Origin of the sequence: Blautia hansenii, from assembly GCF_013304445.1 — a bacterium.
Lineage (GTDB): Bacteria > Bacillota > Clostridia > Lachnospirales > Lachnospiraceae > Blautia.
On the sequence record NZ_JAAITA010000007.1, the window covers coordinates 66001 to 86756 of the forward strand.

Here is a 20756-nt window from a genome sequence, read left to right on the forward strand (position 1 = left end):
AGGTGTGGAACTGATAAAGAAAAAGGTAAGAATGTTAAAAAGAAAATGTGAAGCAGTCAGTCAGATTACGTTTGATGAAGATTTGAATGTGCCGGACGTGAAACCGGACATCGGCAGAATGATTCAAAAAAAGGGTGATATTCAAATTGAGGATATTCAGATTTCAGAGGGAAGAGCATATATTACCGGCGCTTTGGCGGTCTGCCTTTTGTATGTCAGTGACAGCCAGGAACGGAAAATACAAAGCCTTATGGGGACTCTGCGCATAGGAGAGACGTTGAATCTGGAAGGGCTGGAAAATGGAGACAAGGTACAGCTGAAATGGGATATTGAAGATTTGAGCGTGCAGCTGATTCATTCCCGAAAACTGAATATTAAGGCGTTGGTGACATTTACAGCCTATGTGGAAGAAATGCTGGAGACCGCCCTGCCCATCAGCGTGGAGGATGAGGAAATTTCTAAGAAAAAACAGGAGATTTCCGTTATGGGGGCGGCTGTACATAAAAAAGACACCATGCGGGTAAAAGAAGACATAGCTTTAAGTTCCAACAAGCCGGATATTTATGAACTGCTGTGGAATACGGTAGAAATTCGCGGGCTGGATATTCGGGCAGAAAATGACAAAATCGGAGTGAAGGGTGAACTTTTTGTTTTTGCCCTTTACAGCGGAAATGATGACAACAATTCTCTTCAGTGGCTGGAACATTCGGTGCCCTTTTATGAAGAGGTGGAATGTCCGGGCTGCAGCAGTGACATGATTCCCAACGTGGAAATTGCAGTGCCCCAAAGTGATTTAAAGGTGAAACAGGACGAGGACGGAGAAGAACGGATTATCAGCGTGGATACAGTGCTGGAGCTGGAAATGAAGATTTATGAGGAGGAAGAATTGTCTCTGCTTATGGACGTATACACCCCGGTACGGGACTGCCAGGCCATACGGGAAAAGCAGAAGCTGGAAAACCTGCTGGTGAAGAATTTTTCCAAATGTAAAGTCAATGACCGGATAAAGACGGAGAACAGCCAGGGGAAAATTCTGCAAATCTGCCACAGTGACGGCAATGTAAAGGTAGACAGTACCCGGATTGTGGAAAACGGCATAGAGACGGAAGGTGTAGTACGGGTGCGGATTCTGTACATTGTCAGCGATGATGAAATGCCTTTTTATGCCATGGAAACCATGATACCTTTTACTCATGTCATTGAGGCGAAAGGCATCAACGAGCAGTGTGTTTACCATTTGCGGACAGATTTGGAACAGCTTTCCACCACCATGATTGACAGCGACGAAATCGAAGTGAAGATTGTGATGAATCTTAATGCGCTGGTGATGAATCAGACGGAAATGGGGATTATCCGGGAAATTGAAGAGCGGGAGCTGGACCGGGAAAAGCTGAGAAGCATGCCCGGAATCGTGGGGTATCAGGTGCAGCAGGGCGATACCCTGTGGGATATTGCCAAGAAATTTTATACTACCATTGAGAATATTATGGAACTAAACGGGCTGGAGAGTGAGGAAGTGAAACCGGGGGACGGTCTGTTATTGATGAAAAAGGTGGAGAGATAGAGTGCAGGAAGCCGTCGGCTATTGAAGTAGCCGGCGGCTTCCTGCGTCATCTTTAAGGAGACTGGTTTTCGAGAATTTTTTGAAGTTCAAACATGTCGTTTATGTTTAAATAGGTTACCAGTCCATTGGTGTCCAGTTGTGCACTTGCCTCCACTTGCAGTATTTCTACATTTGCATGGATGTCTTTTACCTGTGTTGTCCAACAGAGCTCATAGTAATCGTTCTTATGGTCTATGGACAAATCTTTTATCTGAATAGTTTTGTCATTCATATAGGCCAATACAGCAACTTGATAGGTACCTGTGGACAAGAAATTTTCCAGTTCTTCTGAGGTCATATGTGTTTCAAAGCGTTCATATACCCAGTCGGGAACGGTTGATGGAATTTCTGTTTGTTCGTACTGTGAATCATCGATATTTTTAAAAGTATTTTCTATGACAGCAGTCAGATGTTTCGTAGAAAGTTCTTCTTTTTCCTTGCTGCAGCCAAACAGAACAGAGGACGTAAGGCAGAAGGAAGCGAGAAAACATAGTTTTGATTTATTCATTTTCAATCCCCCTTGATAGAAATTACGTTTGCCGGATTTCATTGCGATTCTTTTATCTGTTGTTATAATTGTATCATGAAATTTATAAAGGAAATATTTTAGGAATATTTTGCTGAGTTTTCATCGTAATTGTTTTGCACAGGGTATGAATCGTACAGTTTCGTATTCTTATTCGTAAGAGGGGAGAAAAATATGAATTATGTGCAGATGCTTTTTTATTATCTTTTTAGTACGTTAAACTTTTATATTGCCGGTACAGTGACTCAAGACAGAACATTTTCCAAGAGACGTAAGGTCTGTTTTTTCTGTTTTATTTTGATTTTGGTGTTTTTTACTGCCCCGTTTTTGAATCAGATTACAACCGTTTTTGGATTAATCGGTGCTATTTTTTTTATGATTTATAGAACACCCCAGAAGTTATCCAACCTTATTAGTTTTTTTACCGGATACTTGGTATTTGTCTGCATGGATTATTTAGCCGCGTGGGGCTGGCATCTGTTTTTGGGAGTTACATTACAAATGGTCAGGGATAGATACCTGTTTGTGCATATGCTCATATTTTTACCAAGTCTGTTTTTGACAGAAAAAGGAGTGCAATGGCTGCTGCACACGAAATTTCAGATTCAGCGTATTTCCGGTTTCCAACCTTTGTTATGGGGGATATTGGGAAACCTGGCAGTAAATGTGTTGATTTTTGCTGTACTGATTATTTTTGGAGAGCAGGTGGGGTATTCTCCGGAAATCATTACGTTTAACGGTATTCTGTTTCTGGCAGTATTTTTATTGAGCAGTGCACTTCTGACCGGAATTCTGCGGATAGAAAAAAGAGAACGTGAGTTAAATATGCAGCTTACACAGTATGAAAATCTTTCATCCTATACTCATGAGATAGAACAGTTATACCAGAATATGCGTTCCTTTAAGCATGATTATATTGATATGCTTTCTTCCATGAAGTTTTATATTGACGAAAAAAATACAGAACAGCTTTCTCAGTATTTTTATACGAATATTTTGCCAATGGGAAAAGAAATGACCGGGCATGACCAACAGCTGGGAAGATTGGCTTTTTTAAAGAATGATACAGTAAAAAGTTTGATATTTTCAAAGATACTTTTAGCTTCCCAAAAGGGAATTCATGTGGAAGTTGAAATAAGAGAAATGGTAGAGGAATTTCCGGTAAAAGAGATGGATTTACTTCGGGTTTTAGGGATTTTTTTGAATAATGCAATAGAAGCTGCACAGGAAACGGATAAAAAAGAGATTACTATAGCGGTTATTTCAGATTCTGAAAAAATTACAATTTTGCTTCGTAATTCTACAAATCTAATTTCCTTGCCTTTGAGCAGACTTTGTGAACGCGACATTTCGTCGAAGAAAAATCATAGTGGAATCGGATTGTATACGGCAGAAAATATTTTGAATTCATATGAAAATGTTCATTGGAATTTTTCTTGTGAAATGCCATACTTTTTAGTGGAATTGGTACTGTATAAAGGGGGAGAAAAATGATTCAGATTTATGTATGCGAGGATAATCCGCAGCAGTTACGGTATTTTACGGAAATCATTCAGAAGTATCTGCTTATGCATGATTTCAGTCAGAAATTTGTTTTCGGAGCGTTAAATCCGAAGGACTTGTTAGAAGAGTTGGAGAAAAAAATTCCGGAATTCGGATTATATTTTTTGGATATTTGTCTGGAAAATGATATGAATGGGCTGCAGTCGGCTAAGAAAATAAGAGAAAAAGACCCGTTAGGTGAAATTGTATTTGTTACTTCTAAGAGTGAACTATGTATGTTGACTTTTCAGTATCAAGTCAGAGCCTTGGATTTTATTGTGAAAGATGATATGGAATTGCTGCCGGAGAAAATTTTGAAATGTATGAAAAGCGCTGAAAAAGTGTATCGCCAAATTTTGAATAAATCGGCTAAAAGTTTTTCTATTAAGCAGGGAGGAGAACGTATTTTCCTTAACCCAGATGAAATTTTGTACATGGAAACTTCCGGCGACGCTTCGCACAAGATAGCAATTTATACACAGACAAAGGTTTATCATACATATGGGACAATTAAGGAATTTGCAGCAAGTTTTGAGAAATATCCTAATTTTTTCAGATGCCATCAGTCTGTGCTGGTAAATAAAAATTATGTTCAAAGGATAGACCGGGGGCGAAAGCAGATTATTCTTACAAACGGAAGTATTTGTCCGGTGTCGGTGAGATATCTTAGAACTTACAAATGAGCAGCTATCCAATTTGCAGAAAGTGATCCTGTTAACTGCGAAACTTCTTCAAGTAATTTTAAATAAATGGATATAGATTGGTGCATTGTTCCTGCCTGAAATAGCTTGTTTCCCACTTCCTCGTGATTTATAATATAATTAACAAGCAAACACAAACAATTTCGAATGCATACAAGGATGGTGGTAACGCAAAACGGATGTCATTTCACAGAAGATAAAATCAATCAAAGTACATGAGACAACACTACATAAGCAAGCATAAGTGAGGAATGTTTCATGGCCAGTACGAATAATACAATCTTTGATGATGTCTTCCGTACCTTAATAGAAAAGATGCCGGAACTGACGATACCCCTGATTAATGAAATCTTTGGTACCGCTTATCCGGAAGACATCGAAATCATACAGAGGAGAAATGAGCATCAGACGAAACAGGGGGAAATCATCACAGACTCCCACCTTCTGATAGCAGAGAAAATGTACCATTTAGAGTGCCAGAGCACGCAGGACAGCGGTATGGTGGTGCGTATGATAGAATACGATTTTTCTATCAGCCTGGAATCCATGGAAAAAGAGGAAGGGAGATACCGGATGTATTTTCCTCATTCCTGTATCCTGCATCTCCGTGGCAATGAAGAGACAAGGTTTTTGACCATAGAGGTTGTGATGCCGGACAAAAGCACCTGGGAGTACAAAGTCCCCGCAGTGTATGCGGGGCATTATACAAAAGAAGAAATCTTAGGGAAACGACTTTTCTTTCTCCTGCCTTTTTATATCATGCGTTATGAGAAAAAAGACCTCGACGGAGAGCATCAGGAACTGAAAAAAATGCTGGAAGCGTACGCAGAGATAGAAGCGCGCTTGGAAAAAGAATTTCTGGAAGAAGGAAAAGAGAAAGAATATCGTGACCTGATAGAGTTAATCATAAGGATAGCAGAATATATCCTGAAGGACAGGGAAAAAGCCAGGAAAGGATTTGGTAAAGTGATGGGCGGAAAAGTGTTGGAATTAGAGTCAGATAAGCTGATTCAAAAAGGGCTTGAGCAAGGCCGTACGCAGGGGTTGGAACAAGGTATAAAGAGCAGCGTATGGAAACTGCTGAAAAATGGGCTGTCTGTAGAAGAAACAGCAAAGCTGCTGGAATTGCCAAAAGAGCGGGTGTGTAAGATTCAGGAAGAAATGAACAATCCTGAATAGAAACTGCCATAACATAACGAGTTAAAAATGAAATCTCGCCACTACGGAAACAAATGGTGGTGAGATTTTTTATGCTATCTTCCGTACTCTCTGCATTATTTCCCCATTACCAGTTGAAAATTTCCACTTTTTCAGATAGAATAGAGTGTACTAAAACGGATACAATATACAATATCGTTATTTTGCTTCAGCATATTGTATACGAAATACAAGATTGCGGGAGGAACACACATGAGACTGAGAGCACTTGCAAAGATTAATCTTGGTCTGGACGTTCTGCGCAGAAGAGAAGACGGATACCACGAACTGCGCATGATTATGCAGACTATTAATATGTATGACCAGTTAGATATGGAAATCAGCCGGAAACCTGGCATCAAGATTACCACAAACCTGCCTTTTGTGCCGGTAAACGAAAACAATCTGGTGCACAAGGCGGCAAAGCTTTTGATGGATGAGTTTGACATTCAAGAGGGACTTACCGTAGATTTGCAGAAGTTTATTCCTGTAGCGGCAGGTATGGCAGGAGGAAGTTCCGATGCAGCGGCGGCTATGATTGGGGTCAACCGTCTGTTTCATCTGGGGCTGTCTGTAAAGGAATTAATGGAGCGAGGCGTAAAAATCGGGGCAGACGTACCGTATTGTCTGTTAAGAGGAACTGCACTGGCAGAAGGAATCGGAGATAAATTAAGGGCGCTTCCGGCCTGTCCGGACTGCTACGTTTTAATCGGAAAGCCGGGCATTAGCGTATCAACTAAATTTGTCTATGAAAATCTTCATGCAAACCAGCTGGAATATCATCCGCCTATTGACGAAATGCTGGAAGCAATTCAGTGGCACAATCTGAATAAAATCGCTGACCTCATGGGAAATGTACTGGAAACGGTTACCATTCCCCATTATCCTGTTATAGAGGAAATTAAAAACCATATGAAAGACCATGGAGCTTTAAATGCCATGATGAGCGGAAGCGGTCCTACGGTGTTTGGTCTGTTTGATGATAAGAAACTGGCGGAGCATGCCTGCGAGGCATTAAGAGAAAGCCATCTTGCACGAACTGTTTTTCTGACAACAGTGTTTAATAACGGCGGAAGGAGGAAATAAAATGGAATTGGAAATGCATATGGACGAATATCTCCCTTTGCGGGATGTTGTCTTTAATACACTGCGAAGAGCGATTTTAAAAGGCGAATTAAAGCCGGGGGAAAGGCTGATGGAAATTACCCTGGCAGACCAGTTGGGTGTCAGCCGCACCCCAATTCGGGAGGCCATTCGTAAGCTGGAACTGGAGGGGCTGGTGGTTATGGCACCCAGAAAAGGGGCGAAAGTGGCGTCCATTACAGAACGGGATTTAAATGATGTGCTGGAGGTGCGTAAAGGCATGGAGGTGCTTGCTATCTCTCTTGCCTGCGAGCGGATTACCAGAGAAGAGATGGAGAAACTGGAAGAAATTGAGAGCCGGTTTCAGAATCTGATTGAGGAAGGAAATCTGACAGAACTGGCGGAAGTGGATGTGGAATTTCACGACACTATTTACAATGCCACAAATAATAAAAGACTGGTGCAGCTTTTGAATAACCTGCGGGAACAGATGTATCGTTACCGCATGGAATACCTGAAGGATATTGCAGTAAGAAGAACCCTGGCAGAGGAGCACCGTTCTATCTGTGAGGCTTTAAGAGCACGGGACGAGAAAAAGGCTCTGGACTACATCAAAGTGCATATCGACAACCAGCAGAAAGCCATTATCCGCAGCCTGAATTAGGAATAGACAGAGAGACAGGCAGGAATAGAATAGAAAGATTGCGGGATACTAAAAGGGAGGTGAAAGCCTCTCTTTTTTGTTGCTTAAAAATTCGACAGAATATAATATTCAGGAGGAAGGGCATGGACTGCAAGATTTCGACTCATATAGAAGAAAATGAAACCTACGTCAGAAGCAGGCTGTACAATTGTGACGACTGTATTATACGTCCCATGATTTTGGGAGAGGAGAAAAAAATCAGGTGTCTGGTGGTTTATATAGAAGTGGCTGTCAGCAACATGATGCTGGAAGATTCCGTCATTGGAAAACTGGTGAACCATATGTGGGAAATGCCCGCGGAGGAGATTCTGCAGTTTGTGAAGGATAATGGAATGGGAATTTCTGACGTACAGCCATTGGATACCATGGACGCGGCGTTTGCTTCTATGCTGGCAGGTAATGCGGTTTTCTTTCTGGACGGGTATGCCAGAGCCATCAAGGTATCCAGCAAGGGGTATCCCAACCTGTCTGTGGCAGAGGCTTCCAGAGAAAAAGTTTTAAGGGGCTCTAAGGAAGGGTTTACAGATGCGGTGAAGACGAATTCCGCCCTGGTAAGGAAACGGATTCGGGATACCAGGTTAAAGGTGAAACAGAAAACACTTGGGGAAAGAAGTCAGACTTTGGTGCAGCTTTTGTACATGGAGGACTTGGTGCGGCCGGAACTTCTGCAGGATATAGAAGACAGGCTGGACTCTTTTGTCATTGACGGTGTGCTGGATTCCGGAGTGATTGAGCAGCTTACTGAGGAAAGCTGGATTTCGCCTTTTCCTCAGTTTCAAACCACAGAGCGGCCGGATAAGTGTGCAGCTGAAATTTTAAACGGAAGGATTCTGCTCTTGTGCGACCATTCCCCTATTGGTATGCTGCTTCCGGCGGCGTTTGGCGATTTCCTGCAGGTCAGCGAAGACCATTATAACCGCTTTGAAATCGTATCTCTGCAGCGGCTTATCCGGTATGCGGCAGTGTTTTTTACCCTGCTGTTTTCCGGCACTTATCTGGCTGTGACGAATTTTCATACTCAGGTGCTGCCAGCCAGCCTGATTCTGTCTTTTTCAGAGGCGCGGCAGGGAGTTCCCTTTCCCGGTGTACTGGAAATTTTGTTTATGGAAATTGCTTTTGAGACCATTCGTGAGGCGGGGGTGCGTATGCCGGGTCCTCTGGGAGGAACCATTGGCATTGTCGGCGGTCTGATTGTGGGGCAGGCGGCAGTGGAGGCTAATCTGGTCAGCCCCATTGTAGTGGTCGTGGTGGCTGTGACGGCGCTTTGTTCTCTGGCTATTCCCAACGAGGAATTTTCTGCGCCATTCAGACTTTTGAAGTTTGGCTTTATTTTGCTGGGAGGAATGCTGGGAGTGTTTGGAATCCTTCTGGGGCTGTATCTTACTGCCAGTCATCTGGCCGGGTTAAAAAGCTTTGGAATTCCGTATCTGACGCCTTTTGCAGCACAGACAAAGGCAGGATACAGAGGAGAAGGAGACAGCGTGATTCGTGCGCCTTTCCGCTTTTTGACCAGAAGGCCCCTTTACGCACAGAGAAATCAGAAGGTACGGCTTCGCATGGAGAAAGGGGGAAAATGAGATGTTTGCAGACAATGCGCAGATTTCCCACAGACAGCTTTTCAGACAGATTCTTTTAGGACTTTCGGGAATTTATTTTCTGACAGTTCCGGTTTGCGGGGAATTAAGGGGAAGACAGGGAATGCTCTCCCTTCTTGGGGGTATGGTTCTGTATTTGTTTTTATGCATTTATTTTATCCGTCTTAAGACCGTCTTTCGCAGCCCTCTGCAGTATATGGGGAAAACAGCAGGTCGTATTTTTATTCTTCTGTATTTGTCCTGGATGTGGTTTGCAGGGGTGTATCTTCTGCTTCTGATTGCCCGGATTACGGATCGTTTTCTTATAGAAGGGAGCGTACCCTGGGTTGTGATTGGACTGGCCGGGGCTGCAGCGTATCTGGGAAGTCATCAGGGGCTGGAGAGGCGGGGGAGAATGGCAGAAGTGTGTTTTCCCGTTGTTATGGTCATTTTAGTGGGGATGCTGCTTTTGGGAATTCTCCGCATGAAACCGGAGTATTTAAGAGAAATGGGACCTTTGAGTCTGAAAGGCTGGCTGAAAGGAACGTATGAGGTGTGCTGTCTGTTTCTGCCTTTTGTTTTTTTGCCGGTGGCTTTGGGAAATGTGAAAAAACCGGGGGAGACCGGACGGGTTATGGGCAGTGCAGTCATGATAATTACAGGCCTGCAGATACTGGGACTTCTGCTTTTGCAGGGCAGTTTTGGACTGGGGGGATATGAGCATAAGGAATATCCGGTGATTGATTTTATGTCCGGTATCCGTATACCTGGTGACTTTCTGGAGAGAGTGGATATTTTCTGGCTGGCAGCTGTACTGTTCAGCGTACTTTTCGCTTTGGGCAGTGTATTTTTCTATAATCATGAACTGCTGGTACGGGTAAAAATGGAAAAGACGGCATGGATTGCAGCAGGAGGCATTGTTTTTGCCGCTCTGGTATGTCAGAAAGAAGAAGTTTCTCCGGACTTTTTTTGGAATGTGACAGCCGGAATTTACGGCCCTCTGTTTCTGCTCCTGCTTTTGTTCGGTGCAGGTTCCGCCCGGAAGAAGAAAGCGCTGGCTGCCTTGCTGGCCCTTATCTTTTTGCCCCTGACTGCCTGTGGTGTCTCTCTGGAAAGCAGGGTGTTTCCCCTTGCCATAAGTGCAGATTATCAAAAGGGACAGTATGAACTTATTTACGGAATTCCCGGTCTTACCCAGATAACCGGGCAGGATAAGAAATCCACAGAGGACAGTCAGGCACAGGCAGTTGCCTATAAGGGAAAAGAGCCAAAAGAAGCAGAGAAAAATTTTAATAAAAATCAGGAAAACTATCTGGACATGGGACATTTGAAAGTGCTGATTCTGGGGAAAGGGATTCTGCAGGAGAAGGAAGCGTTGGAGGAATTTTTGCAGTATTTGGAAGAAAAACCGGCTGTGGCGGGAAATCTTTACGTCTTTGCCTGTGACAAGCCGGAAGAGCTGATGAGTCTGGACAGTCAGAACACAGATTCCGTGGGTGAATATCTTACAGGAATTCTGGAAAACAATCTGGAGGGAAAACCAAAGGATGCAGTTACTTTACAGGATTTGTATAATGCATGGCACAGAGAAGAGGAATTCCCCCGGCTCCCCATTGCAGAGGTGGTGAATAAAAGGCCGCAAATCCGTCAATACTCCTGGTGAAATCAAAACCGGGAGGTACATAGAACATGGACGGGAAAAAAGACTGGAAAGATAGATGGACAGACAGACTGGCAAACCGGAAAGCCGTGCTGAATGCAGTGTTGGTTAGTCTGGCGGGTGTGTTGTTTCTGACGGGAATTTACCTGGTGCACTTAAAACGGGAAAACAGAGAAATACGCCAGCGGTTGGAGCGGGAAATTCAGCAGGGCATTGCAGGAGAGGTGTTCCGCTTTCATGTGGTGGCCAACAGCGACCGGGAGGAAGACCAGGAAGTAAAATTAAAGGTAAAAACAGAAATTACGGAATATCTGGAGGAATTGCTTCCGGAGGAGACGAATCTGGAAAAGACAAAAGAAGCAGTTCTGACCCATTTGCCGGAAATAGAAGACAGAGCAGAGAAGGTGATGAACCGTGAGGGCTTTGATTATGAGGCCCAGGCTGTGGTGGAGAAAACCTGGTTTCCGGAGAAAACTTATGGGGACTGTACCTTTCCTGCCGGAGAATATGAAGCTTTGAATCTGCGGCTTGGAAAGGCTCAGGGGCATAACTGGTGGTGTATTCTGTATCCGTCTCTTTGCTTTATTGATGAGACTTACGGTGTGGTAACAGAAGATAAGAAGGAAGAGCTGAAGGACGTGCTGACAGAGGAAGAATTCCTGGAAATTTTAAAAGACCCGGAGAAAAAAGAAAAGGTGCGCATTGGATTTCGGTGGTTTTCATCTTGAAATCTGTCTCTGTAAAGGGTACAATGGAAACTAAACGAGAAAATGACAGGTAAGAGGTATCCTATGAATCAGAGAAAAGATGCGCCCATTGGTGTTTTCGACTCCGGTGTGGGCGGATTAACAGTGGCAAGGGAGATTATGCGAAATCTTCCCCACGAAAGAATTGTATATTTCGGAGATACGGCAAGAGTACCTTACGGCAGCAAGTCCAGGGAGACGGTTATCCGCTATTCCAGACAGATTGTCCGTTTTTTAAAGACACAGGAAGTAAAAGCCATTGTAGTGGCGTGTAATACCGCAAGTGCATTGGCACTGGAAACTATTCAGCAGGAAACAGATATTCCCATGCTGGGGGTGGTAGAGCCGGGAGCCAGAGTAGCAGCGAAAACCACAAGAAATAAGAAAATCGGACTTATCGGCACCCGGGCAACAGTGAAGTCCGATTTATATCGTACCATGATTCAGAAGACAGATCCGCAGATTCAGGTTATTGGTCAGGCATGTCCCCTGTTTGTGCCTCTGGTAGAGGAGGGGTGGCTGAAAGATTCCGTGACCATAGAGGTAGCCAGACGGTATTTGAAGCCTTTGCTGGAGCAGGATATTGATACCCTGATTTTGGGCTGTACCCATTATCCCCTTCTGCGTTCCATGTTAAGGGGTCTGGTAGGAGATAAGGTAACACTGGTAAATCCTGCATATGAAACAGCCAGAGAACTGGGACGGCTTCTAGAGGAAAAGGGACTGGAAAATGAAGGACGGGCAGAGGAAGAATTTCCTTATCGTTTCTTTGTAAGCGATGAAGAAGCGTATTTTCAGGAATTTGCCAATTCCATTCTGCCTTATGATGTAAAAATGACAAAGCAGATAAATATTGAGGAGTATTAATCATGACAAAAGATGTGTTGGTTACGGTAAAGGGACTGCAGAGCATAGAGGCAGGAGAACCGGAAGAAGTAGAAATGATATCCAGAGGAGATTATTACTACAAGAACGGACATCATTATATTTTCTTTGATGAAGTAGTAGAAGGCTTTACGGAAAGTACGCGAAACAGTATAAAAGTATCAGACAACAGTGTAGAGGTTAAGAAAAAGGGACTGACCAATGTGCAGATGATTTTTGAAGAAAACAAGAAGAACCTTACCTATTATGCCACACCTTTCGGAAATCTGCAGATGGGCATTGCTGCCACAAAGATTGATGTGAAAGAACAGGAAAAAAGTCTGGATATTTCTATTGATTATGCATTGGAAATTAATGCAGAGCATGCGGCGGACTGCCGGATTTGTGTGAATGTGAGACAAAAGGACGCGGGAGAGTTTTCGCTTTGCGGGAATTAAAAAATATCCCACCAAACCAGATGAAAGTTTGCTCCGGTTTGGTGGGATATTTTTTATTATTTGCCTTTGCTCATATTCACAGCTTTGTCCTTCATGCGGGCGAACCAGCCTTTTTTCTTAGCCGGCGGTGTCAGTGCGCCGCGCAGACCTCTGACGCCAATGATGTAAATACCGCTTACATCTGCCTTGACTTCTTTCTTTACAGGAATTAAATCATAAATAGACTCGTCTGCAACTAAAGTCATAATCTTTGGTCCGATTTTCGCCTTTACAATCGGCAATTTGGAACGTCTCATCAGCTTCGGCGTCTGGTCAATGACCATCTGCGGAAGACCGGATTGTTTAATAGGCAGCCGCTTTTTGTCGATAATCAGCATAGAGATTGTCTGCTTTGCCGCCTCCATCTGTTCCTGCTGTGCTTCCTGTTTCTTCTGTGCTTTCTTTCCCAGAAAATATAGAACAACAAGCCCAATGACTAAAATGATTAAAATAATCAGCAATATTGTTCCAGCCATTTGCGTTGACCCTCCTACTGTTTCTATTTCAATAAATTCACACTTTAGTTATTCTATCATTCTTTCAGGGAAAAGGCAACTGAAAAGTTGACGCACGCAGGGACTTTGTGGCATAATTGCTTTTGTAGAGAGAAACAGAACAGAGAGGAAAATATAAATATGAAGAAAAAAATGGTAATCCTTCTGCTTACCCTTGGTATTCTGGGAATGGCAGCCGGTTGTGGAGACAAAAAAGCCGATACAGACAAGAAAGAAGAGACAGCAGAAGAATTTGTTCTGACAAATGACGACGGAAAAGTAGTGGCTGTAGATGTGGAAAATCTGGAAGACTATATCACATTAGGAGAATACAAGAATCTGACCGTGGAGGAGAGGCCCAAGACAGAAATCTCGGACGAAGATGTGGATTCCAGCATTCATTATATGCTGCTGAACCAGTATGAACAGGTGGAAGTTACGGAGGACAGAGCTGTACAGAAGGAAGACACGGTAAATATCGACTATACCGGCTATATGGACGGCGAAGAGTTTGAAGGCGGTTCTGCAACCGGAGACGACTTGCTGATTGGTTCCGGCTCTTTTATCAGCGGTTTTGAGGACGGGCTTATCGGACACAAAAAGGGCGAAGAAGTTACTCTGGATTTGACTTTCCCAGAGGATTATCAAAACGAGGAAATGCAGGGAAAAGCCGTACAGTTTAAGGTAAAAATCAATAAAATTTCCCAGGCCCCGGAACTGATCGACGAATGGGTGGCGGCAAACACGGATTATAAGACTGTGGAAGAATATAAGGCAGCCCAGAAGGAACTGATGCAGAAGAGTGCAGATGCAGATTATGAAAGTCAGGTGAAATCCGACTTGTTCTCCCTTGTTGTGGACGACACAGAGTTTAAAGACTATCCGGAAGATTTGTTGAAGGACACAAAAGAGAAAGTGAGAGAGCAGTTGGATTCCATGTATCAGGCCCAGGTTGGCATCAGTCTGGACGATTACATCAAACAGCAGGGTATTTCTGAGGAAGATGAGGACAAAGCCCTGACTGAGCAGGCACAGAATTATCTGAAACAGAATCTGGTGGTGCAGGGGATCCTCAATGCAGAAGGCATTGAAATGACGGAAAAAGACTATGAGGAAGAAGTGGAAAAATTTGCACAACTCAGCGGTTTTCCGGATGCCAAAACCATGCAGAGTTATTATTCTGACCAGAGTGTAATTAAGGAAAGTGTACTTTGGAATCGTGCGTGTGATGTTCTGATGGAAACGGCTACTGTAAATGTAAAGGAAGCAGAAACAGGAGATGAGTAATCTATGGCAAAGAAAAAGGGTTCAAAGGTCAGAAAGAAAAGACACCTGCTGATACTGGAAATCGGGGGAGTTGCCGTACTGGCGGCTCTTGTGGCGGGTCTTGTTCTGTACAGAAACGTTTTTTCGGATACAAGAGATGCAGTTTTGGAAGAGTATATGGGGCTGATTGAAAAGAAGGAATACGAAAAAATGTATGACCTTCTGGATACGGCTTCACAGGAAAGTGTGCACAAAGAGGATTTTATCACCAGAAACAAGAATATTTACGAAGGTATTGAGGCAAAAGATATTACGCTGGACATTGCAGAAGAACAGGACACCAGCCAGCCTTTATCCTATCGCGTTACTATGGAAACCCTGGCTGGGGAAGTGACTTATGACGGAAATACCTTTTTTGAAAAAGAAAAGGGAACATGGCGTATTGTATGGGACGATTCCATGATTTTCCCGGATTTGGGAAAAGAGGATAAAGTCAGTGTGACTTCCCTGGAAGCAAAGCGGGGCAGTATTTATGACCGCAATGGCGTACTTCTGGCCGGACAGGGAACGGTGCAGTCAGTTGGTCTGGTGCCGGGGAAAATGAATGTGCAGGCAGAGGAAGATATCCAGGGAATTGCCGCTATTTTGGGCACGACGCAGGAAAATATAGAAACGCAGCTTGCAGCTTCCTGGGTGAAAGAAGACAGCTTTGTGCCGTTAAAGGAAATGACACAAACCCAGCTTGACGAGCCTTACACCAGTCCGGAAGGAATTGCCACAGGCGCCAGTATACAGGATAAGCTGCTGGAGTATCCGGGCGTATTGATTACAGAGGCGGAAAGCAGAGTGTATCCTTACGGGGAAAGCACGTCCCATCTGTTGGGGTATGTGCAGCAGATTAATGCAGAAGAACTGGAAGAGATGAAAGACAAAGGCTATGATGAACAGAGTGTCGTTGGCAAGAGCGGTCTGGAAAAACTCTATGAGGACCGTTTGAGAGCAAAAGAGGGGTACAAAATTTCCATTCTGGATTCTCAGGGGAATGAGAAGACGGCTCTGGCTATGAAACCGGCCGAAGATGGCGAGGAAATCCATCTGACCATTGACATTCAGTGGCAGCAGAAGCTGTATGACGCATACAAAGAGGACAAAAGCTGTTCCGTGGTTATGAATCCCAAGTCCGGCGAGGTGCTGGCATTGGTTTCCACGCCATCTTTTAACAGCATGGATTTTGTGCTGGGCATTTCTCAGACGAAATGGGATGAACTGAACAACAATCCGGACAAACCTATGTACAACAGGGTCAGGGAAACCTGGGCGCCGGGTTCCTCTTTTAAACCGGTGACAGGAGCCGTGGGACTTACCACCGGGGCGTTTACGGCAGAGGAAGATTTCGGCGCCAGCGGATTATCCTGGCAGAAAGATGAAAGCTGGGGAAATTATAAGGTGACAACCCTGCACGAATACAATGGCGCGGTGCTGAAAAATGCACTGATTTATTCGGATAATATTTATTTTGCCAAGGCGGCTCTGAAAATCGGGGCAGATACCTTTGCAAAACAGCTGGATAAACTGGGATTCGGACAGGATATTCCTTTCGATATCGGCATGACATCCTCTCAGTATTCCAACGGGGATACTTTTGAGACAGAGGTGCAGCTGGCGGACAGCGGCTATGGACAGGGTCAGGTGCTGGTAAATCCCCTTCATCTGGCTTGTATCTATTCGGCATTTTTTAATGAGGGAAATATGATTTCGCCTTATCTGGAATACCAGGAAGGCAAGAACCCTTCTTACTGGGTGGAAAATGCGTTTACACCGGAAGCGGCGGCTACTATTTATGAGGACTTAAAAGAAGTGGTAAGCAATCCGGAGGGAACCGGACACAGCGCTGCACAGGTGGCAGGCGTGGCTCTTGCAGGAAAAACAGGAACTGCAGAAATCAAGGAATCCCAGGAGGATAAAGACGGAACAGAACTGGGCTGGTTCGCTGTGTATAACACAGAAGGTCTGGACGGTCAAACTGTGCTGATGCTGAACATGGTAGAAGACGTGAAAGGCAGAGGCGGCAGCGGCTATGTGGTAAACAAAGACGTGGAGGTCTGGAACCAGGTTCTGGCAGAATAGAAAGCAAGTAAATGAAAGAAGCAGTTATATGAGGCCGGGAGAAATCCCGGCCTTTTAAAATGAACAGTTGATTTCTATTATACCGATTGGTATAATAAAGGCAGAGGCTTTAAGAATACGGAGTACAAAGGTGGTGACCATTATGGACAACAGGGCGGAAATCCTGAATGCAGCTCTGGATTTATTTCATGCCAGGGGCTATGACGCTGTGGGAGTACAGGAGATTGTAGAGCGGGCAGGCGTTACCAAACCGACCCTCTACTATTATTTCGGAAGTAAGCTGGGACTGTTGAAAAGTCTGTTGGAAACCGGCTACCAGATATTAGAGGCCGGTGTGCTGGAAGCGTCCAGGACAAAGGCGGGACTGCCGGAGGTCTTATATCAGGTGGCGAGAGTCTTTTTTGACTTTGCGGCTGCACATGAGAAATTTTACCTGTTTATGCTGTCGCTGTTTTATTCGGGAAGAGAGAACGAGGCCTTTCAGGCTGTTTCTCCTTTTATTGAAAGCTATTATAAAATTATTGTCGGCATTTTTGAAAATGCATCTTCCCAGCTGGGAAATATGCGGGGAAGGCAGCGGCTGTTTGCGGTGGGCTTTACAGGAATTTTGAATCACCATATTATGACTGTAAGTTATGGACTTTCAGAAGAGGAAAAGTTTGAAATATCCAACGAAACCACTTATGAGATTGTGCGCCAGTTCTTATACGGAATTTATTCATAGGCAGGAGGGAGTTATTATGGCATGGTATGAAGATGCGGTGTTTTATCATATGTATCCAATCGGGATGACAGGTGCACCGAGAGAAAACAGAGAAGAAGGGGTGGTGCACCGGTTTGAAGAACTGGACAAATGGATTCCCCATGTGGCAGATATGGGATGTACAGCTATTTATATAGGACCGCTGTTTGAGTCCAGTACCCATGGCTATGATACCAGAGATTACAAAACAGTGGACCGCAGACTGGGGGACAATGAGGATTTCAAACGCTTTGTAAAGAAAGCCCATGAGGCCGGAATCAAGGTTGTTGTAGACGGCGTGTTCAATCACACGGGAAGAGAATTCTTTGCTTTTCAGGATATACAGAAAAACAGAGAAAATTCCCCTTACTGCAGCTGGTATAAGGGTGTAAACTTTGGATGGAACAGCCCTTATAATGACGGTTTTGGCTATGAAGCCTGGAGAAACTGTTTTGAACTGGTGAACTTGAATCTATGGGAACCGGCTGTGCGGGAATACCTGTTGGGAGTCATTGATTTCTGGATCGATACGTTTGACATTGACGGTATTCGTCTGGATTGTGCAGACTGTCTGGAGTTCTCTTTTATGGAAGAAATGCGGAGAAGAACGCAGGCAAAGAAAGGGGATTTCTGGCTTATGGGCGAGGTGATTCACGGAGATTACAGCCGTTATATCCGGGACGGACAGAGTATGCTCCACAGTGTTACCAATTACGAATTGCACAAGGGCCTTTATTCCGGACACAATGACCACAATTACTTTGAAATTGCCCACACCATCCGGCGGGAATTTGACGAAAACGGGGGCATTTATAAGGGGATGAAATTGTATTCTTTTGTGGATAACCACGATGTAGACCGAATCATCAGTAAGATAAACGTAAAAGAACATATTTATCCCATTTATACCCTGCTGTTTACCCTTCCGGGAATTCCGTCTGTTTATTACGGCTCGGAGTGGGGGATTGAGGGGCGTAAAGAGGGCGGCAATGACAATCCCTTGCGGCCTGCGGCAGAGATTGAAAAAGTTCTGGAGGGGCAGAAAGATTCCCCTATTATGCATTGGTTCAAATGGCTGGGTGAGATGCACAAAACGTATCGGGAGTGTCTGGCCTACGGCAGATACCGAGAATTGCTGCTGACCAACCGGCAGTATGCGTTTGCCAGGTTTACAGACAACCAGGCACTTCTGGTTGCTGTGAATAATGATGAGCAGGAAACAGAAGTCAGTATTCCGGTTCCATTTGCGGATAAGGTTTACATAAATTTAGAGACAAAAGAGAAGGTTCCAGTGGAGAACGGAAGAGTACAGCTTAGGATAAAGCCAGCGGGAAGTATCCTGTTGGGAATCAATATTTAGAGAAAAGGTATGAAAAGGGGAAGCGTTTATGGGAAACAACATGAAGATTACAGAGCTGGACCGCTACTTGTTCGGTCAGGGAACACATTATGAAATTTATAAGCTGCTGGGGGCACATCCGGGTACGCAGAGGAAGAAAGAGGGTGTTTTCTTTGCTGTATGGGCGCCTCATGCAAAGACTGTCTCTGTTGTAGGAGATTTTAACGGCTGGAATCCGGAAGTAAATGTGATGAAATGCGATAATGATATGGGAATTTATCAGCTGTTTATTCCTAAGGTGCGGGAAGGCGATATGTATAAATACTGCATTACTACGCAGAAAGGTGAATTCTTATACAAATCCGACCCTTACGGTAATTTTTCGGAAATGCGTCCGGGCAATGCCTCTAAAGTTGTGAATCTGGAGGGATTCAAATGGGGAGACACTGCATGGATGAAAAAACGGCAGCAGTTTGACCCCCAAAAAGACGCCATGTCCATCTATGAAGTGCATCCTGGTTCCTGGAAAAAGCACCCGGGCAGACAGGAAGAGGACCCGGGCTTTTACAATTACCGGGAACTGGCTCACGCACTGGCCGATTATGTGAAAGATATGGGCTACACCCATGTAGAACTTATGGGAATTGCAGAGCACCCCTTTGACGGTTCCTGGGGATACCAGGTTACTGGATATTATGCGCCTACCTCCCGTTACGGAACGCCGGAAGATTTCCGCTATTTCGTGAATTATATGCATAAACATAAAATCGGTGTCATTCTGGACTGGGTGCCGGCACATTTCCCAAAAGATGCCCATGGACTGGCAGAATTTGACGGAATGCCGACTTATGAATACGCAGACCCCAGAAAGGGAGAGCACCCGGATTGGGGAACCAAGGTGTTCGACTATGGGAAAAATGAGGTGAAGAATTTCCTCATTGCCAATGCCTTGTTCTGGATTCAGGAATTCCATATTGACGGACTCCGGGTAGACGCAGTGGCTTCTATGCTGTATCTGGACTATGGAAGAGAAAACGGACAGTGGGTGCCAAATCAGTATGGGGAAAATAAGAATCTGGAGGCCATTGAATTTTTCCGGCACTTAAATTCAGTGGTTCTGGGAAAACACAAGGGAACCGTCATGATTGCAGAGGAATCTACGGCATGGCCTATGGTGACAGGAAAGCCGGAGGACGGCGGCCTGGGATTCAGCCTGAAATGGAACATGGGCTGGATGCACGATTTCCTGGAATACATGAAATTGGACCCGTATTTCCGCAAATATAATCATCACAAGATGACCTTTTCTACGTCCTATGCTTACAGCGAAAATTATGTGCTGGTGTTGTCTCATGATGAGGTGGTACATCTGAAATGCTCTATGATTAGCAAGATGCCGGGACTGGGACAGGACAAGTTTGAAAACCTGAAAGCAGGCTATTCTTATATGATTGGCCACCCGGGAAAAAAACTGCTGTTTATGGGACAGGACTTCGGCCAGTATCAGGAATGGAGTGAGGCCAGGGAGTTAGACTGGTATCTGCTGGGGGAAGAAAGTCACCGGAAACTTCAGAATTATGTGAAGGCTCTTCTTACCATGTATAAAAAATATCCGGCGCTGTATGCCAATGACCACAATCCACAGGGACTGGAATGGGTAAATGCCGATGACGCTTCAAGAAGTATTTACAGCTTTATCCGCTGGTCTCCTACAGGAAGAAATAACCTGTTGTTCGTGCTGAATTATACCCCTGTGGCAAGGGATGATTACCGGGTAGGTGTGCCGAAGAAAAAGCAGTATAAGCTGATTCTAAACAGCAAGGAACCGGAGTTTGGCGGAGATATCCATAAAGAACAGGTGGTGTATCGGGCTGTGAAAAAGGAATGTGACGGAAGAGAATTTTCCTTTGCGTATTCCCTGCCGGCTTATGGAGTGGCTGTATTCCAGTTCTGATTTTCCTTGGAAAATTGGAGAAAAATACAGGCTGTCGCACGAAACAGCAATCAGGAATGTATAAAGATTCTTGATATGCACTTAGTGCGACAGCCTATAAAAAATTAGCAATCCAGATAAATTGGATAAAATTACCAG

18 protein-coding genes are annotated in these 20756 nt (G+C 44.3%); 16 read left to right on the forward strand and 2 right to left on the reverse strand.

Annotated features, from left to right (window positions below):
- Positions 1-4 precede the first annotated feature (4 nt).
- Positions 5-1564 carry a DUF3794 and LysM peptidoglycan-binding domain-containing protein gene (locus G5A70_RS07465; RefSeq protein WP_173749034.1) on the forward strand — a complete coding sequence of 520 codons (1560 nt, stop codon included), beginning with the start codon at positions 5-7 and terminating at the stop codon, positions 1562-1564.
- Between the two features lie 52 nt (positions 1565-1616).
- Here G5A70_RS07465 and G5A70_RS07470 read toward each other — a convergent pair whose 3' ends face one another.
- Entirely contained in the window at positions 1617-2111 is a 495-nt protein-coding gene (locus tag G5A70_RS07470; protein WP_173749035.1) for a hypothetical protein, read from the reverse strand.
- Between the two features lie 519 nt (positions 2112-2630).
- Here G5A70_RS07470 and G5A70_RS07475 point away from each other — a divergent pair.
- The 10 genes from G5A70_RS07475 (at position 2631) to G5A70_RS07520 (ending at position 12657) form a co-directional block, all read left to right on the forward strand.
- Positions 2631-3623 carry a sensor histidine kinase gene (locus G5A70_RS07475; RefSeq protein ID WP_173749036.1) on the forward strand — a complete coding sequence of 331 codons (993 nt, stop codon included), beginning with the start codon at positions 2631-2633 and terminating at the stop codon, positions 3621-3623.
- Positions 3620-4354, forward strand: coding sequence for a LytR/AlgR family response regulator transcription factor (locus G5A70_RS07480; RefSeq protein WP_173749037.1), 735 nt, complete (start codon positions 3620-3622; stop codon positions 4352-4354). Before G5A70_RS07475 ends, G5A70_RS07480 begins: the two co-directional genes overlap by 4 nt.
- A 276-nt stretch (positions 4355-4630) precedes the next feature.
- Positions 4631-5551, forward strand: coding sequence for a hypothetical protein (locus G5A70_RS07485; RefSeq protein WP_173749038.1), 921 nt, complete (start codon positions 4631-4633; stop codon positions 5549-5551).
- A gap of 231 nt (positions 5552-5782) precedes the next feature.
- On the forward strand, positions 5783-6655 hold the full coding sequence (ispE, locus tag G5A70_RS07490; RefSeq protein WP_173749039.1) for a 4-(cytidine 5'-diphospho)-2-C-methyl-D-erythritol kinase: 873 nt from the start codon (positions 5783-5785) through the stop codon (positions 6653-6655).
- A gap of 1 nt (position 6656) precedes the next feature.
- Positions 6657-7316 (forward strand): GntR family transcriptional regulator, encoded by a 660-nt coding sequence (locus tag G5A70_RS07495; protein ID WP_173749040.1) that lies wholly within the window; start codon positions 6657-6659, stop codon positions 7314-7316.
- Positions 7317-7438: 122 nt separating this feature from the next.
- The gene (locus tag G5A70_RS07500; RefSeq protein ID WP_173749041.1) at positions 7439-8932 is read left to right on the forward strand and encodes a spore germination protein; all 1494 of its coding nucleotides are present in this window, start codon (positions 7439-7441) and stop codon (positions 8930-8932) included.
- Between the two features lies 1 nt (position 8933).
- Positions 8934-10592, forward strand: coding sequence for a GerAB/ArcD/ProY family transporter (locus G5A70_RS07505; RefSeq protein WP_173749042.1), 1659 nt, complete (start codon positions 8934-8936; stop codon positions 10590-10592).
- Between the two features lie 26 nt (positions 10593-10618).
- Positions 10619-11317 carry a stage II sporulation protein R gene (gene spoIIR, locus G5A70_RS07510; RefSeq protein ID WP_173749043.1) on the forward strand — a complete coding sequence of 233 codons (699 nt, stop codon included), beginning with the start codon at positions 10619-10621 and terminating at the stop codon, positions 11315-11317.
- Between the two features lie 63 nt (positions 11318-11380).
- A complete protein-coding gene (gene murI / locus G5A70_RS07515; protein ID WP_173749044.1) occupies positions 11381-12202 on the forward strand; it encodes a glutamate racemase in 822 nt (273 codons plus the stop codon).
- A 2-nt stretch (positions 12203-12204) separates the two neighbouring features.
- Positions 12205-12657, forward strand: a complete 453-nt coding sequence (locus G5A70_RS07520) for a DUF1934 domain-containing protein (RefSeq protein ID WP_173749045.1) — start codon at positions 12205-12207, stop codon at positions 12655-12657.
- Positions 12658-12713: 56 nt separating this feature from the next.
- On the opposite strand, the gene G5A70_RS07525 is transcribed toward G5A70_RS07520, so the two are convergent.
- A complete protein-coding gene (locus tag G5A70_RS07525) occupies positions 12714-13172 on the reverse strand; it encodes a hypothetical protein (protein ID WP_173749046.1) in 459 nt (152 codons plus the stop codon).
- Positions 13173-13331: 159 nt separating this feature from the next.
- Between G5A70_RS07525 and tig the strand changes: the two genes are divergently transcribed.
- The 5 genes from tig (at position 13332) to glgB (ending at position 20618) form a co-directional block, all read left to right on the forward strand.
- A complete protein-coding gene (tig, locus tag G5A70_RS07530) occupies positions 13332-14477 on the forward strand; it encodes a trigger factor (protein ID WP_173749047.1) in 1146 nt (381 codons plus the stop codon).
- Between the two features lie 3 nt (positions 14478-14480).
- Positions 14481-16583 carry a penicillin-binding transpeptidase domain-containing protein gene (locus G5A70_RS07535; RefSeq protein WP_173749048.1) on the forward strand — a complete coding sequence of 701 codons (2103 nt, stop codon included), beginning with the start codon at positions 14481-14483 and terminating at the stop codon, positions 16581-16583.
- 142 nt (positions 16584-16725) lie between these two features.
- Entirely contained in the window at positions 16726-17307 is a 582-nt protein-coding gene (locus G5A70_RS07540) for a TetR/AcrR family transcriptional regulator (protein WP_173749049.1), read from the forward strand.
- Between the two features lie 13 nt (positions 17308-17320).
- Positions 17321-18685 carry an alpha-amylase family glycosyl hydrolase gene (locus G5A70_RS07545; protein ID WP_173749085.1) on the forward strand — a complete coding sequence of 455 codons (1365 nt, stop codon included), beginning with the start codon at positions 17321-17323 and terminating at the stop codon, positions 18683-18685.
- 28 nt (positions 18686-18713) lie between these two features.
- A complete protein-coding gene (gene glgB, locus G5A70_RS07550; RefSeq protein WP_173749050.1) occupies positions 18714-20618 on the forward strand; it encodes a 1,4-alpha-glucan branching protein GlgB in 1905 nt (634 codons plus the stop codon).
- The last annotated feature ends 138 nt before the right edge of the window (positions 20619-20756 follow it).